Raw genomic sequence first — 16,137 nt, 5'->3', positions numbered from 1 at the left:
CCTCTAAAGAATAAAGCTTAATGTTGCTACGATAATAAATGCGATACCACCAAGTAAAGTTTCCATTACCGTCCAAGTTTTTAGCGTTGTTTTCTCATCCATCTCTAGTAGACGAGATACTAGCCAGAAACCAGAGTCGTTGAAGTGAGAAAGCACTGTTGCACCACCTGCAATCGCGATAACGATAAAGCATAGGTCTAGCTCGCTCAAACCGGTTGATGCTGCCACTACTGGTGCGATAAGTGCTGCCGTTGTCGTTAGTGCTACGGTTGCAGAGCCTTGAGCAACACGTAGACAGGTAGAGATAACAAACGCCGCTACGATCACTGGCATACCTGTGTCAGTTAGTACGTCTGCTAGTGCATCACCGATACCACTTGCACGTAGTACGCCGCCGAACATGCCGCCCGCACCTGTTACAAGGATAACACCACAGATTGGAGCAAGAGAGTCGCCACACAGCTTCTCAAGCTTTGCCATGCCGTAGTCTTTCGCAAATACCGCTAAACACACAAGTAGAGTAATCAATAGTGCAACTGGTGTTTTACCTAGCATGCGTAGGAATTCTACTAATGCTGTTTTGCCATCAATCACACCCGCAACCGCTAGCGTGTTCAATACTGTATCTAGACAGATAAGCAGTACAGGCAACACTAAGATAGTCATTACTGTGCTAAATTTTGGCAGTTTTGCTTCATCAACCAGCGTATCACCGTTAAAGAACGCTTTTGACAGTGGAATGTCGAATTTTTTACCTGCGTACAGACCAAATAGGTAAGCGCCTAGGTACCAAGTAGGAATCGCCACTAGGATACCAACAACCAATAGTAGACCAATGTTTGCGCCTAGGAACTCTGCTGCAGCAACTGGACCTGGGTGTGGTGGAACGAAACCGTGCATAACCGCGAATGCACCCGCTGCTGGTAACGCGTATTTGATTGGCGAACCACCAAAGCGTGCTGCCACGCTTAGAATGATTGGCATCATAACCACTAGGCCAGCATCAAAGAAGATTGGGAAACCAAATAGCAGTGAAGCCACACCCAATGCAAAGGGTGCACGCTCTTTACCGAAGCGTCCAATCAAAGTATCAGCCAGTACTTTTGCACCGCCCGTTACTTCTAAAATTTTGCCAATCATGGCACCAAGACCAACCAGCAGAGCAACAGAAGCCAGTGTGCCACCAAAACCATTCATCATGGTTGGGACAACTTGATCAGAAGATACACCTGTCGCAATCGCAGTGCCTAAACTCACCATAGTAAGAGAGGCAAATGCGTGCACTTTGAGCTTAATAATTAACACTAGCAACGCTGCAATCGCGAGGACAGCAATCGTTAGTAGGAACGTAGGGTCTGGAGCTTGGGTTAGCTGTTCCATGAGTTCACCTTAAAGAATTATTGTTTGTGTTGTGGTTCACATTTATTTGAGTTACCGGTAACATGTTACCGATAACATGAATAAGATAAACCCATATTTTAAAGTGAATTCAAAAATTGAGATCACGCGCAAATTTGTTATGAGGATAAGTTATGGCTGGTAGTAGTGTCGTCGTTATGGGCGTTTGTGCGAGTGGAAAAACCACAATAGGTGAACACTTAGCAGAAAAGCTAGGACGTAAATTCATTGATGGTGATAACCTTCACCCACGAGCAAACATTCAGAAAATGGCATCTGGTCAACCTCTGAACGACGACGATCGCAAACCATGGCTAGAACGAATTCGCGATGCCGCTTATAGCTTAGAAAGCAAAAATGAGCACGGCATTATTGTCTGCTCGGCACTAAAAAAGATTTATCGTGACCAAATTCGCGAGGGGAATGAGAACGTAAGTTTCCTATTCCTAGACGGCAGCAAAGAGCTGATCCTTGAGCGTATGCGTGCTCGCCAAGGTCACTTCATGAAAGAGAACATGGTCAACAGCCAGTTTGAAACGCTTGAGCGCCCAGAGAACGAACCTCGCACCATTTTTGTTGATATTGATGCCACGATCGAAGAAGTGGTAGCTAACGCAGCTGAACTCATTCTAGAGCAAGACGAGGCAATGGCATGACTCATCAAGTAATTTTAGACGTTACCCAACGCTTAGTTGAGCGCAGTCAAGAAGCACGCGCTGCATTTTTTGCTCGCACTGAAGAACAGGCAAAAGCGGGCAAAGGTCGCGTCGGCCTCTCTTGTGGTAACTTGGCACACGCCGTTGCAGCATCATGCTCTTCGGAGAAGAAAAACATCCTCGACTTTACTCATTCGAATGTGGCTCTGATCAGTGCTTACAACGATATGTTGAGTGCCCACCAGCCGTACCAACACTACCCTGATCAAATCAAACAAGTGCTGTCTGGCTACGGCCACACTGCGCAAGTTGCTGGCTGTGTTCCGGCAATGTGTGATGGCGTGACTCAAGGTCAAGCTGGCATGGACATGTCATTGTTTTCTCGTGACTTAATTGCTCAATCAACCGCGCTTTCACTGAGCCACAACGTGTTCGACGCGACTTTGCTTCTGGGTATCTGTGACAAAATCGCTCCAGGACAACTAATGGGAGCTCTGTCTTACGCCCATCTACCTACGGCATTTGTGCCAGCAGGTTTGATGGCAACAGGCATCAGCAACGAAGAGAAAGTCGACGTTCGCCAAAAATACGCGGCGGGCGAAGTAGGCAAAGACGCACTGCTTGATATGGAGTGTCGCGCTTACCACTCAGCTGGCACGTGTACTTTCTATGGCACGGCAAACACCAACCAACTTGTGTTTGAAGCCATGGGTTTGATGCTGCCAGGTTCGGCATTCATCCACCCACATACTGAACTACGTAAGGCGCTGACCGATCATGCAGCTCTGAAAATCGCGTCAATGAATGCAGGTTCAGCAAACTTCCGTCCACTGTCTGAAGTCGTCACAGAAAAGAGCCTAATCAACGGCATTATTGCGCTGTTAGCATCAGGCGGCAGTACCAACCACACTATCCACATGTTGGCAGTGGCACGTGCAGCAGGCTTGATTCTGACATGGCAAGACATCAGTGACCTATCTGAAGTGGTGCCACTGTTGGCGCGCGTTTACCCGAACGGTCCAGCAGACATGAACGCGTTCCAAGAAGCGGGCGGCGTACCTGCACTATTGCATCGTTTGGACGAGTCAGGCTTGCTTCACCGTGACGTGAAACCAGTCTTCGGCGAATTCGAAGACCAAATGACGCTACCAACACTAGTCGACGGCAAGCTGACTTGGACACCATGTGATGGCAGCCAAGACGGCGAAGTGATTGCTGCGCCAACGCAAGCGTTCCAAAACACCGGTGGTACTCGCGTACTTCACGGTAACTTGGGTAAAGCCGTGGTAAAAGTGTCTGCGGTGAAAGAAGATCAGCGCATCATCGAAGCACCTGCGATTGTGTTCCAATGCCAACACGAAGTGGAAGCGGCGTACAAACGCGGTGAGCTAAACCAAGACTGCATTGTAGTAGTAACTCACAATGGTCCTGCCGCGAACGGCATGCCAGAGCTGCATAAACTGATGCCAATCCTAGGCAACGTGCAAAAAGCGGGCTTTAAAGTCGCGCTAGTGACGGACGGTCGACTGTCTGGTGCATCCGGTAAGATTCCATCAGCAATCCACGTCTCTCCAGAAGCTATTCGTGGCGGCGCGATTGGCTTGGTGCGCAATGGCGACATCATCCGCGTTGATTGCCAAACCGGTGAATTGAACAACCTAAATGATACTGCAGGGCGTGAGTTACAAGTTGTCGATACAGAGGCAACTCAACAAACTTGGGGTCGTAGCTTGTTCAGCGTACTTCGCCAAAGCGTTTCAAGCGCAGAAGATGGTGCCAGCTTTATTGTTTAAGGCGGAAAGAAAGACCCCGTCATTCAAACGAGTCTAGACGAGAACAGGAATCGACTATCAGAGTGCTGTGAAGCGAGAGGAAACACCTCTACCACAGCACTTTTTGTTGGCAGATTCTGAATCACGCTCGTCCCTCGCTGTTCAGAATGACGATATCTAGGATTCAGGCAAAAGACATCAAGCCGTCTTCATCACCACAACGGCAGCAATCACCACAAAGATACCGAACCAACCAATCGGCTTAAGCTTTTGTTTGAAAAGCAATGCACCACCAATCGCAGTCCCCAAAATACCAATCGCCCCCCAAGAGGCATAAGCAATCGCTAGGTCGATCTCTTTTACAGCTTGAGCAAGCAAGGTGAATGCGACCATCACTAACACAATCGACGTAATGCCCCACCCTTTGTGCTTAAAGCCTTTTGAGCGAGTCAGTGCCATGTTGGCCATAATATCGACCAGCGCCGCCATAACGACAAATCCAAATGAAACGGTAAAAAATTGGCTCATGATTAACACCTCGCATTCGATGAGTGTGATCGCTCATCTTTTTGTTGAGGTTCTCCATGTGATTCACCTAGCGTGACACATACGATACCGACGATAGCTAACCCTAGACCGAATAACTGTTGGGTATTTAAATCCGCATCAAACAGAACCATAGAAACCACGGTAATCAAGGCGATACCAAGCCCTTCCCATGTCGCGTACGCCACGCCAATGGAAATCTTCTTGGCAGCAATGGACAAGAAGTAGTATGAAATGGCGATAAGAACATACATCACCAGATAACCTTCCCAGGCATTACTTTCACCGATAAATGACATCGTACTGGTACCGGCAACTTCGGCAACGATCGCGAGCAATAAAAATAGACGTGCAATGAGCATGATTCATCCTCCCAGAATTTAAAAAACTGCATAACGGAGAATGGTGAATGTCCTTTCGAAATCAGACATTCAAAGAATTGATAAGATAAAAAGAGCCGCTTCTCCTGACTACTTGTGGTCAGGTTAACCTTTCATCAGTGAAACAGATAGGTAATTGAGATATTCATTTTTGAATATCTTAGGGTGTAGTTTGTCGATACGATCACGTTAATGGTGTATTGAGGGTTTGCTGCACCACTCGATGCAAATGGCGATGCAGTGGATGATTGCGGTAAGTCTGTAAATAGCCTCCCGAAACGACAAATTGGCTGAATTCGCGATTGACCATCGGCATCGGGTAAGAGGCGAGTTCGTGCATCAAATGCGCGGTACTTTGGCTAGCGTACATAATGGCATCGGTCTCAAGTAGCATTTGGCAAGCCACGCGCAAGTTGTAGGATTTGAGTAGCACAACAGGTTCGTAACCCATACGACGATATTCAGATTCTACCGTACACAGAGGGTTGTAAGACGCAGGCGCTGGCAGAGAGACTAAAGGTAATTTCGATACCGTATCCCAATCATTGCTGACTTGCGACAGTGTAGGATGGTCTTTACGCGCCAGAATCACTCGTTTTTCAACAAACAACGGACGCATGTAGATGTCTTTCGACAATTCGGTTTCTTGGTCGAGAATGCAGTAGTCGTGCTCGCCCTCTAACATCTCGTCTTGGGAATAGATATTCCAACTTGAGAAAACAAACGAAGCTTGAGGGAAAGCTTGATGGCAACCACGCAATAAACGCTGACCTTGCTCATCCATTAGATAAGGGTCCGTCACAATCGCAATCTGACCTTGATATTCTAGCGGGTCAAACTCAGCAAACTCCTGCACCACTTTTTCTAGTGGAGATAGCATGTTATCGAACTCTGCCGCTAAGCGAATGGCCATTGGAGACGGCTCGACCCCATGCGCTTTACGTACAAAAAGCGGATCATCAAACACATCTTTCAGCTTCATCACCCCTCGACTGGCACTGGGTTGCGAAATGCCAAGTTGCATCGCCGCCAACTTGATGCTGCGGTTTTCCACCACGGCTTTGAGTAAGCGCATTAAATTAAGATCCAATGCATCAAGTTGGTGTGGCATGCCCGAGTCCTTATCAGAAACGAATAGTTAGATAGAAATGAACGTGAATCAGAACGAGTTAAACACTCTCGCCCGCAGTAATTCGGTAACCCATATCGACTTTGGTCTCTGCGTGCTCCTCACCTTTTAGACGTGCAATCAATAGCTCGGCACTCTTTTCACCGATCTCGAAACGAGGCGTATCCACGCTGGTGAGCTTAGGGCTGATGGTTTGGCCAATATCAAGCGCGTTATAACCGACCACTGCGAGCTGATCCGGCACTTTGATGCCTCGATGCTGAGCACTCAATAACGTACCTATCGCGATGTCGTCGTTGGTACAAAACACGCCATCAAGGTCTGGATAGGTTTCCAATGCGCGTTCTAACAAGCCATCTGCCAAAGAAAAGCTTGAGTGTTCTCCCGTCAGCACATGCTTGGGTTCTAGCCCGGCTTCGATCATGGCACGGTCATACCCTTGCATACGCAGTTTGGTACGTGTATCCAAGCGAGCACCAAAGTACACAACCGTACGTTTACCCGATGCCAGTATACGTTTTACTGCATTGTAGGATGCATCAACATGATCTAAGCCGACCGCCATATCAATCGGGTTTTCTGGCAATTCCATGGTTTCAACCACTGGCACGCCTGCATTTTTAATCATCTGTAGCGTACGCGGAGTATGGAGACTCTCCGTTAGAATAAGACCGTCCACATGATAGGAAAGCAGAGAAGCAATTTTGTGCTCTTCTTCTTGCTCATCATAACTAAAGTGAGCAAGTAAGGTTTCATAGCCATTGGCCTTAGTGACCGTTTCTATTCCTTGTACAAAAGAAGCAAAAATTTGGTTTGAAAGAGACGGCAGTAAAATGCCAATGGCTTTACTTGATGACTTAGAAAGCATCGCCGGGGCACGGTTTTCGATATAGCCCAATTCTTCGATCACCTCAGCGATCTTTATTCGAGTCTTTTGGGCTACCGATTCTGGATTACGCATATAGCGGGAAACCGTCATCTTCGTTACGCCAACCTTATCGGCTACATCCTGTAGTGTCGTTCTGTTTTTTTTGTTTTGTTGAGCCATTGTTTAATTTGTCATCCTTAATGTTACTTGTAACATTATGAAGACTAATCTGCCCTCCGACAAGCCATCACTCATCGCAATTACCATCAAAATGCAACAGATAACTCATTAAAAAGTGATACAACTATCAATAATAAGAAAGTTCTGACATTTGATAGATATTTGAAATAAAATACCGCATCTAAATAGATTAGAAATGAAACGAAGTGCAGTCAGCATCCAGTGAAACCCAAATTTATTATCATTTATTAGATTTGGATGAGAGCCAGAAACAAGAGTATCTCGATGAGTTGAGTCAGACTCAACCAGAGATCTACAGACAAGTGCAATCACTATTGGCTTGCTCTGTTTCTGAGGAAAACCTGACTCAACTGCTGGTTTTTGGTGCGCACCAAGCGACACATAAAGAAGTGAACCTTTGTGGTGAGGTGATTGGGAAATACCGCCTCACACATGAGTTAGGTCGTGGTGGCATGGGAGTGGTTTATGCCGCGCTGCGAGCCGATGAAACGTTCGAACAAGATTTGGCGATCAAATTCATCCAAAGCAACTTAAGCAATGTGCTAGGCCGACGAGCACTTTTCGATGAGGCTCAGCTTTTAGCACGCTTAAACCATCCGTATATCGCTAAAGTCTTTGATGGTGGCGTTCACAATGACTCGGTTTACATTGTGATGGAACGCGTATTTGGCCAAACGTTAAATACCTACCTCAATACCACGCCAATGCAAGACATCGACAAATTGCGACTGTTTAAGCAAATTTGTCAGGCGATGGAGCATGCCCACCAGCATCAGGTGTTACACGCAGATCTCAAACCGGAAAATATTCTGATTGATCGCAATACGCGGCCAAAACTGCTCGATTTTAACCTGACACAAAAAGTGCAATCCGATGGTCAAAAGTCTCCATCGGCGCTCATTGCATTCAGTGATAAATACGCCAGTCCAGAGCAGCAATCAGGTCAATACTTAACCGAACAAAGTGATGTGTTTTCGCTAGGCAAAATATTGGCATTGTTGTTTCCAACGCCGGCCTTTTGGTCTGATGTTTACTGGGTGATAAGGCGAGCAACACGAATCAAAGCCAAACAGCGTTACCTCAATGTACGAACATTACGACAAGACATTGAAAGAATTATTGAAAGCCGCCCGATAGAACAAAAAAAACACTGGCCGCTTTATAGTACGCTTCGTTTAGTGCAACGCCGACCACTACCAACCGTATTATCGGCAATCATTGTGCTTTCTGGCGTGCTTTTTGCTAACACTTTGATTCAAAAAAACATACAACTGCAGCAAGAGAAGAAAGTTGCAGAAGACATGATGTATGAAGTAACGCGCCTTATCTTTCACACTAAGGGGCGAAACGTCGAACAAATGTCGGTCAGTGCCATGATGGAACTGACACGCCGGCGGATTCTGACAAATCCAGATATTCCAAAACACATAAAACAAAAAATGTTGTTGGCGATGATGACACCCGTGCCCGATAAGCACATGACAAAAACCATAAGTTGTCAGCCAAATTGTCCTCCACAAAAGGACACCAACGAATAAGGCTTAAAATTTACATGTACTCACGTTCAGTGGCTCTATGGCTGTCAGCACTTGCGATAGCCCCAGTTTGGGCAACGTCAAATTCGACAGAGGCCAAACCTCAATCGACAATCAAACAAGGTTTCTTCATCGATTCTCCGGTGACTGGCCTGTATTACAAAACCAGTTCTCATCTTTCTGGTTACACGCAAAAAGGGGCGTTTCAATATCGTCCGGGTGATGTTGTGAGCTTTTTCCTCGGCAATGATGATAAAGGCTACTTACTCACGACCCTATCTAGCCAAGAAGTGCTTACGCCAACGATGGCAACGACCAAGCCCAGTCGTAGTATCAACATGACCCGTTTGTTATTGTCCTTAGATAGCACACCAGAAAACCGCCAAGAGATTGTATTAGCAAACAAGGTTTTGTCTGATCCGCAGTTTCAAGCGCAGTTAAAAAGACTCGATCTCAACCTGCTTGATAATGCCAAAGAGTCTCTCAATCTCGATTTGGTGTCCGTTAAAGAAGCCGTCGAGCACCTCAATGAAAGCCAACAATACATAGAGGAAAACTTCTCTTCTAACGAGGTTATTTTTAGACCTAAAGATGTCACATTTCGAAACATCATTATCAGAAAAAAAGACTGGCAAGGTCGAGCTTGTGCGTTTGATGTTCGCCATCAAAATCACCCGCGCTACCGCCCGCCAATTGGCGAAGTCAGTTTTACGATTACCGACAAGACCTTAATCCAGCACCCAAGTATTGGCGATTACTTCAAAGGCTGTTTTTTATCAATGGATAACCAAATCCTTGAGGACATCGTCGAACCCATCGAAAAATTTTACGAGTGGGAAGGATTGGCGGGTTGTGCTCAAAGAGGTTGTACTCGAAATGACCTCAACGGTTTCTCACTCGATGATTACAATGATGAAGGCGACTGGAAATATCGTTCCGTAGCACTGAACTTCGACCCTACGACACAACTGCTTATGGAGAAAGTTCAAGGCCTTGGCCCAAACAAGCACATTCGCCATAGCAACCGCTCTGAGATGCTTTGGTTTACGTACCCTGACACCAATAAAAATGACATCGACTACCAAGGTATTTGGCAACAAACCCAATACCACCAGCAATCCATGACACAAACATGCTTGCTGATGGAACAGAAGAAAGTCTTCACGCTGCCTCATGCATCGGAGCGTTGCCCAACAGATACGAGCTTGTACACGCTAGACGTCACAACAGATTACTTGGACATGTGGTGGGTCAACAACACAGAGCCAAAAGCTGACCTAGCACAAATGAATGTGATGGTACGGTGGTCGCCAAATCCAGCGAAAATCAACTACACCACGTGGGAGTATCTCCCAGCAGGAAAAAACTGGGAGCAAGGTATTTTGTATCGCTACCAGCAAAATGTCAGTCGCAACCGAGATGGGTCAGATAGCATCGAGACCCACACAATTTCTGAGTTTGTCAAAGTTAATGAGGATGTATAACGATGGCTTCGCAATCAACACTCACACAAATTATTCAGCAATGGCAAGATGGCAATAAACAAGCAGAGAGTGAACTGTATCAATTTGCTTACCTGCAACTGCGTAAGATTGCGCACCAAGAACGTGAACGCAATGCAGAGAAATACGGGTTAAACAATAAGGTGTTTTCTGACAGTGTGAACAGCACCACCGCGTTGATCCACGATGCTTACCTTAAAATGTCTCATTGCGACATGAGTGAAATCGAGAGTAAACGTGACTTTTTCCTGATGGCGGCAAAAGTGATGCGCCAAATCCTGATTGATAATGCACGTTCACATCAAGCACAAAAGCGCCAGCACATCACTTTCATGAAAGAAGAAGATGACCGTTTTGAACAGCTGATTATCATGGATAAAGCTCTCGATAACTTCAGCGCTCGTTATCCTCGTCAATCCAATGCGTTAAAACTCAAGTACCTAATGGGAATGAAAAATCGCGAAATTTGCGAGCTGTTAGAGTGCAGTTCTAGCTTGATTGAAAAAGATCTGCAGTTTTCACGTAGCTGGCTGCAATCAAGAATGGCACACGCGTAATCCATGACAAAAAGATACTGGATACTGACTGTTTTAGGCACCGGATTACTCGGTGCTTATTTGCTTTCTGGTGAAAGCCAGATCACCGCTGTCGCACACGCCAGTTTGACACAAGGTCAAGTCAGCACAAATGCCGATCAGCGATCATTAAACCCTCCGTTAATCGAGGTCAAACAAGCGCTGACCACATCATCATGGAGCAATCAAACATCCCATCGTCCAACATCAGATCACCTTTACGACACCAATGAGACCTCTAGAGATTTGAGTGACTCAGCGGTTATGCCAGATCAAGGCATGAACCTCACACAAACCTATGGTGATAAACACTCAAAAGACGATGTAGCAAGTAACGGAAAGCCCATCATCAACTTGTCCGTTGAGCAGCAACTTCAGACCATTATTTATGCTTGGGACTTAGCGCAAAACACCCCGATTAACTACTCTCTGAGCCTTGAGCAACTGTTTGAGGACCCTGAGGGCGACCTTCTAACCACACGTATTTGGTTAGAAAATGCCAATGGCCTCAATGTCCTCAATCAGGGACAAGTCATGGTCCAAGGCGCACCAGAACGCGCTGATATTACAACGTATCTTGCGGTGGCAGCTCGTGACGATCACCATGGCGAAGAAGATCACGCTTGGGTCACCACCCGATTTGAACTGCCTATCATCACAGAAGAGGAAGATGATTCCGAACACCCTCTTGTCGGTGACATCGTGTACCGCCTTGAAACAACTCAGCAGCTAAATGGCATCGCTTATACATACGAAGTCGTCTATTGCGAAGCATTTCAATTTCTTGAAGATGATGTTTTTTATGCGGCATCAAACAACATGAGGACGTGTCCAGAAACCACAGCCCTTAAAAAAGTGGGACACTACCAAATTAGCGACGATTCACTGATTGTCTCGGCCAATGGGGCTCGTCAAATCTGGACCACAAAAAAAGTCTATCCATCCAAAGTTCACATCGGTACCGATAACTATTTTACTTCGGTCTATGATGGAAAACAGTTTGAAAGCTACACCATGCAAAAAAATAAACGCTCAATGGAGGCGCGTTTAAACGTCAACACTGGTGAACATGAGTTCCAAATGATCATGTTTGATTACCTGTTCCCGATTGCAGGAAAAGGCTATGTGCATGGTTTTGCGGGTAATTACATCTATGATTATTCTGTTTTCAATCCAGACATGTTTGAGGACGTTGACTCTGATCTTAATATGAAAATTCATACTCAAGATCTCTATTGCAGTGACATTCACCGATACTGGTATAGCTCTATTCTTGCTGGCCCTGGAGAGTTCACCGATATCGTGTCTTCCTCAGTCGATCCAAACAATCCAGAGCAACCACTGCACTGTGGCGAATGGTATGATCCTCAAAAACAAATCATCTACTCTTTCTTCGGTTTAGAGTACCAAGATTACGATATTTTTCAGGTCGGTGAAGTCTATAGCTATGTACTCAAACCTCATCCTCAATTCGCAGATCGTGTGGAAGAGTTCAAAATCAATTTGATTTATCACCAACCAAAAGCGCAATAAAATTATGGGGCACAATGGATGTGCCCGACGCCTACTGCGCTCAATGCTTCCGCTTATCTTCTCCCCCTACTTCTTTCATTCTTATTGATAAAAATATTCAAAAAAATTTACGGTTTTTTTTTGGTTTTTCGTGTCTTGAAACCATATCGAATTGACTCAAAAATACGCCAAATTTTTTCCTCCTCACGAAGTGAGAGTGGAAGCATAACAATAAAAATGACTTTCTCATTCGGCAACGAAACAAGGATAAAGAACAATGAATAAGGTGAGTTTACTAGCAGCGTCAGTGGCTATTGCTCTAGCGGGCTGTGGTGGTTCAGATGGTGGTTCAAACGCTGGAAACAGTGGTGTTGTTATTACAGGCTTTGATGGCTACTTCAAAGATGCTGTTGTTTTCGAAGACTTAAACAACAATGGTAAATTAGACAGCAGTGACCCAATCATCGACCTAACCAATGAAAAAGGTCAGGTGCAACTAACAAACAAGCAGTACTCAGCTGAAAAGAACCTTGCAATTCAAACTATTGTCCCTGGTGGTGAAGTACAAGCTGCATTGATCGCTCGTGACCCTAACCGCTTTGCTGGTACATATACAGTTGATATGGACAACCCAACCCAAGCGATGGCACATGAAGTTGTGTTCCGCACGCTTCCGGGTGAGAAAGTTATCTCTCCACTAACTGATCTTGTTGTAATTCAAGCGGGTGCAAACCCTACAGAAACGGCGATCCAAGAAGCAAAAGAAAAAGTCAATGAAACGCTAGGTATCGAGGGAAATACGGCATTCACCGACGTAATTGCAGCTAACAACAAAGCACTTCACAAAACAGCACAGATCCTTACTGAATCTAAAGCACAAGCAAAAGACAACTATTCTGCAGAAACATCTCTTGCAATTGCTGATAAAGCAGCTGAAGTTGTTCAAAAGGCAAAACCTGAAGATCTTGAAGATGAAAACTTCAAACCAGTGGTTGAAGTAAATGATAGCGGCACTGTTGATGTTGTAACCAACAGCAAACTGTTTGCCAATGAAGCAGTTGTAAACGCAATCAAAGCAGAACTAAAGCCTCTTGAGAGCCACACGCTCAACATCAATCTATCACTAGCGGCAGAAGAGCTTTCTCTATTCAAAGACCAAGATAACTCTGATATCGAAATTGCAGTAAAAGTTGTCACGTTAGATGGCGTAGAAGTGACAGGCCTAACAGCGACAGCTGTTAACGGTGGTGAACTGACTATTTCAGGTGAGCTAACTCCTGTTCGCCCGGCTTACCAAATCAAGCTAACAGCAACGGACTATAACTCAGAAATTAAAGATAAATCTTTTGGTTCAGTGACGACTGCTTTCGACCTACAAGTAAAAGTTGAAAACCCAGCCCCAACAATTGACCAAGAAGTTGCAGAAACCATTGAAGAATGGATTGAAAGTATTGAGCTATTCCAAGGCGTTGAAGTTCAAAACGAGCAATACCGTATTGATAACCTATTCTCAGATAACGATGAGCTTACATTTGATGCTTACACATCTGTAGATGGTTTGGTTCTAACGCTTGTTAAATCAGCAGGTCAAACGGAACTAAAAATCACGGGTAAGCCAGCTTATGTTTACGCTGATGGCCAAACAATCACTATCTCTGCGTTCGATGGTGTAAACACGGTTTACCAAACGTTCGAGTTAGACGACATCGAGAAGCAACCAGAAGCGTCTATCGAAATTGATCGTGAAGACCTAGCTGAACTTCAAAGTGCAATCAAATCACAACTGGCTGACCTTAAAGTTGGTGAAGCCGTTGATGTAGATTTCAACATTACCGAAGTATTTGAAGCACAGCACACTTCCGGTGTAATCGAATACTACGCAGGTACAGAAGACGATGAATATGTGACAACTGTTCCTGGACTAAAAGTAAATGTCGATACCAACGGTACGCTAACGATTTCTGGCACACCAACTAGCGCAACTAAAGGTGGCTCATTTGTTATTGCAGCAGGCGTAAACCCTGACGCTGAAGATGCTGTAATTTCTGAGTACGTGACAATTACATTACCAAATGTTCAACCAGCAGACGAAGTCACACCGCCACCATCAGAGACAACCTCTCTTGAGGGTAAAACATGGTTCTTCACTGAGTACGGTCTAGTTGATGGTTCTGACTCGGAAAAAGGCAACGATCAAATTTGGTGTGACTCTATCAAATTTGACGGTAAGAAAGTATTTACAAGCGCACGCGAAGCAAAAAATCTAACCTCTTGTTCTGAAGAAGTAAAAGAATGGGAAGGTGCGACTTATACAGTATCAGAAGATGGCACTACTGTTGATGCATCTCTTCCAATGACAGAAAATGGCGAAACATTTGTTGCCAAAATGCGTTATGAATTGACTCGCTCTGAAAGTGATATTGCGAAGAGTGCAGCTACTGTATATATGCAAGAAATGGATGATGCCGGCCTTAACGTAACACACTCTCAACGTTACACATTCTTTAGCGATAAAGTGGATCTTGAAAAACGTTTGAATATTCAATCTGACGCGGGCTGGGACGGTCGAGTATTCTCAATGTACTTACCAACAAACTCTGGCCTAAAACTTGGCACTGTAAGTCTTTCTATGGAAGAAAACGATCCATATCACTCCGATGGTGCATTTGATGCGGATATTACATTCGATGTCCCTGGCGAAGACTTCACGTGTGAAATGGCAAAAGAGGTGTTCCGCAGTTTCACTTTAACTAATGGTGAAAATGTATATGTGTCTTCAGACTTTGGTTCAAGCGATTTTGAATGTCATACGTCAGAAGAGAACGAAGTATATTACTCAACGATCGATTTTGATCTACCATCTCTAGTTAAAAATGATGTGTACAGCTTCTTAGGTAAAACGACTGACAGCGGTCGCACTCAAGTTGAGCAAATTAAGTTCAATATGGAGTGGACTGGTGTTGGCAACGACGACTAATTAGTCTGAGCTACTTGATACATCAAGCCCCGCAATCGCGGGGCTTTCTTTTGTCTTATTTTCTATAATCACCCTAATTGTAAGGCGATCACTTCACACACATCACATTCAACATTGACGTACCGGTTAGTTGATTCGGCTCTCGATCCGCAAACAACCCTTTTCTGTCCTTGCCCCAGTATGGCAGTTGCATCGGCCAACGGTTTTTCTCCATCAAACCAGATTGACGCAGCGCTTTAAACTCACCAACCGTCGCAAGCTTCATCCCCATCACTTGGCAAACTTTCTCTGAGGTCGTGTAATCTAAACGATTCCACGGCTTACCGTGCTCCATGTAAAACTGGTTTTGGTTGTCTGAAAAGTATGGCACGGCGTAGGTCATCCCTTGCCATTTTGTTTCTAAGCGCAGTTCAACATTGCTGCTGCTTATCACTGACTCAGATTTAGACTCAATCGCTGGTTTATCTTTAAAGGCATCAGTATCTGGGCGAGTCACAGGCGCTACTGTTTTAGGGGCAACTTTAGGCTTGTTTGCAGTTGGTTTAGGAACGGGTTTAGGTGCGGGCTTTGTCTGCTTTTGGGCTTTCGCGCCCGATTTGTTGACGACACGAATAAAGGCTTCTTTGTAATCCACTAACGTTTTTACGCGGTTTAAATCCGCCCTTGCATCAGCAAAATCAAGATACGGCCCAATCAAACAGCGATAGTTACTTTGCTCTTTCTTCATCCATACATCGGTTGTGATCTTGCTATAAATCGGCTTGGCTTTAGCGAGTGGCATCGGCTTAGGCAGCAGACCACATTGAATCCAGAAAAAATCATTGCCTCCCTGCGGCACTTTTTTTCCCCATACTCCTTTGCCAATCGGGCACGATTGCTCCAACACTGGCAACTCACTGTGGCTCGCTTGCGATGCATCACATAGAACACTGTCTGCCATTGCTAGAGGGGAATAATGGGCGCATACCAGCAACAAACCTAGGCTTAGACTTGATTTGGCAATACGAGTTGAAAGGTGTGCCTTCTTCATTTCCATACGCTTCACTTTAAACTGGTAGAGGATGAATTATCACGACTGAGCGTCAA

13 protein-coding genes are annotated in these 16,137 nt (G+C 45.2%); 7 read left to right on the top strand and 6 right to left on the bottom strand.

What is annotated here, in order from left to right; genetic code table 11:
- Positions 1-3 precede the first annotated feature (3 nt).
- Positions 4-1,380: a GntP family permease gene (locus VA249_RS00370; protein WP_221068446.1), complete on the bottom strand. Its 1,377-nt coding sequence runs from the start codon at positions 1,378-1,380 to the stop codon at positions 4-6.
- Between the two features lie 152 nt (positions 1,381-1,532).
- On the opposite strand from VA249_RS00370, the gene VA249_RS00365 reads away from it, so the two are divergent.
- Positions 1,533-2,054, top strand: coding sequence for a gluconokinase (locus tag VA249_RS00365; protein WP_221068445.1), 522 nt, complete (start codon positions 1,533-1,535; stop codon positions 2,052-2,054).
- The gene (gene edd / locus VA249_RS00360) at positions 2,051-3,847 is read left to right on the top strand and encodes a phosphogluconate dehydratase (RefSeq protein WP_221068444.1); all 1,797 of its coding nucleotides are present in this window, start codon (positions 2,051-2,053) and stop codon (positions 3,845-3,847) included. The genes VA249_RS00365 and edd overlap by 4 nt, the downstream gene beginning before the upstream one ends.
- 177 nt (positions 3,848-4,024) lie before the next feature.
- Here edd and VA249_RS00355 read toward each other — a convergent pair whose 3' ends face one another.
- From VA249_RS00355 to VA249_RS00340, 4 genes are all read right to left on the bottom strand, one after another.
- Positions 4,025-4,354 carry an SMR family transporter gene (locus tag VA249_RS00355; protein ID WP_221068443.1) on the bottom strand — a complete coding sequence of 110 codons (330 nt, stop codon included), beginning with the start codon at positions 4,352-4,354 and terminating at the stop codon, positions 4,025-4,027.
- 2 nt (positions 4,355-4,356) lie between these two features.
- On the bottom strand, positions 4,357-4,734 hold the full coding sequence (locus VA249_RS00350; protein WP_221068442.1) for an SMR family transporter: 378 nt from the start codon (positions 4,732-4,734) through the stop codon (positions 4,357-4,359).
- A gap of 202 nt (positions 4,735-4,936) precedes the next feature.
- Positions 4,937-5,863 (bottom strand): LysR family transcriptional regulator, encoded by a 927-nt coding sequence (locus VA249_RS00345; protein ID WP_221068441.1) that lies wholly within the window; start codon positions 5,861-5,863, stop codon positions 4,937-4,939.
- 58 nt (positions 5,864-5,921) lie between these two features.
- Complete coding sequence (locus tag VA249_RS00340; protein WP_221068440.1) at positions 5,922-6,929, bottom strand: substrate-binding domain-containing protein; 1,008 nt, start codon at positions 6,927-6,929, stop codon at positions 5,922-5,924.
- Positions 6,930-7,135: 206 nt separating this feature from the next.
- On the opposite strand from VA249_RS00340, the gene VA249_RS00335 reads away from it, so the two are divergent.
- From VA249_RS00335 to VA249_RS00315, 5 genes are all read left to right on the top strand, one after another.
- A complete protein-coding gene (locus tag VA249_RS00335; protein ID WP_221068439.1) occupies positions 7,136-8,488 on the top strand; it encodes a serine/threonine-protein kinase in 1,353 nt (450 codons plus the stop codon).
- A gap of 14 nt (positions 8,489-8,502) precedes the next feature.
- A complete protein-coding gene (locus VA249_RS00330) occupies positions 8,503-9,969 on the top strand; it encodes a chromosome partitioning protein ParA (protein ID WP_221068438.1) in 1,467 nt (488 codons plus the stop codon).
- A 2-nt stretch (positions 9,970-9,971) separates the two neighbouring features.
- Positions 9,972-10,544, top strand: a complete 573-nt coding sequence (locus VA249_RS00325) for a sigma-70 family RNA polymerase sigma factor (protein WP_128812128.1) — start codon at positions 9,972-9,974, stop codon at positions 10,542-10,544.
- A gap of 3 nt (positions 10,545-10,547) precedes the next feature.
- Positions 10,548-12,095: a hypothetical protein gene (locus VA249_RS00320; RefSeq protein ID WP_221068437.1), complete on the top strand. Its 1,548-nt coding sequence runs from the start codon at positions 10,548-10,550 to the stop codon at positions 12,093-12,095.
- A gap of 256 nt (positions 12,096-12,351) precedes the next feature.
- Entirely contained in the window at positions 12,352-15,051 is a 2,700-nt protein-coding gene (locus tag VA249_RS00315; RefSeq protein WP_225927092.1) for a hypothetical protein, read from the top strand.
- A gap of 88 nt (positions 15,052-15,139) precedes the next feature.
- Here VA249_RS00315 and VA249_RS00310 read toward each other — a convergent pair whose 3' ends face one another.
- Positions 15,140-16,087, bottom strand: a complete 948-nt coding sequence (locus tag VA249_RS00310; protein WP_221068436.1) for an SPOR domain-containing protein — start codon at positions 16,085-16,087, stop codon at positions 15,140-15,142.
- Positions 16,088-16,137: the final 50 nt, after the last annotated feature.

This window comes from Vibrio alfacsensis (assembly GCF_019670485.1).
GTDB classification, from domain to species: Bacteria; Pseudomonadota; Gammaproteobacteria; order Enterobacterales; family Vibrionaceae; genus Vibrio; species Vibrio alfacsensis.
This window is presented reverse-complemented; position numbering and strand designations above follow the sequence as displayed.

Coding starts and splice junctions, on each gene's coding strand:
- VA249_RS00340 (WP_221068440.1), bottom strand. CDS start 6,929: ATGGCTCAACAAAACAAAAAAAACAGAACGACACTACAGGATGTAGCC.
- edd (WP_221068444.1), top strand. CDS start 2,051: ATGACTCATCAAGTAATTTTAGACGTTACCCAACGCTTAGTTGAGCGC.
- VA249_RS00365 (WP_221068445.1), top strand. CDS start 1,533: ATGGCTGGTAGTAGTGTCGTCGTTATGGGCGTTTGTGCGAGTGGAAAA.
- VA249_RS00315 (WP_225927092.1), top strand. CDS start 12,352: ATGAATAAGGTGAGTTTACTAGCAGCGTCAGTGGCTATTGCTCTAGCG.
- VA249_RS00355 (WP_221068443.1), bottom strand. CDS start 4,354: ATGAGCCAATTTTTTACCGTTTCATTTGGATTTGTCGTTATGGCGGCG.
- VA249_RS00320 (WP_221068437.1), top strand. CDS start 10,548: ATGACAAAAAGATACTGGATACTGACTGTTTTAGGCACCGGATTACTC.
- VA249_RS00325 (WP_128812128.1), top strand. CDS start 9,972: ATGGCTTCGCAATCAACACTCACACAAATTATTCAGCAATGGCAAGAT.
- VA249_RS00370 (WP_221068446.1), bottom strand. CDS start 1,380: ATGGAACAGCTAACCCAAGCTCCAGACCCTACGTTCCTACTAACGATT.
- VA249_RS00310 (WP_221068436.1), bottom strand. CDS start 16,087: ATGGAAATGAAGAAGGCACACCTTTCAACTCGTATTGCCAAATCAAGT.
- VA249_RS00330 (WP_221068438.1), top strand. CDS start 8,503: ATGTACTCACGTTCAGTGGCTCTATGGCTGTCAGCACTTGCGATAGCC.
- VA249_RS00345 (WP_221068441.1), bottom strand. CDS start 5,863: ATGCCACACCAACTTGATGCATTGGATCTTAATTTAATGCGCTTACTC.
- VA249_RS00350 (WP_221068442.1), bottom strand. CDS start 4,734: ATGCTCATTGCACGTCTATTTTTATTGCTCGCGATCGTTGCCGAAGTT.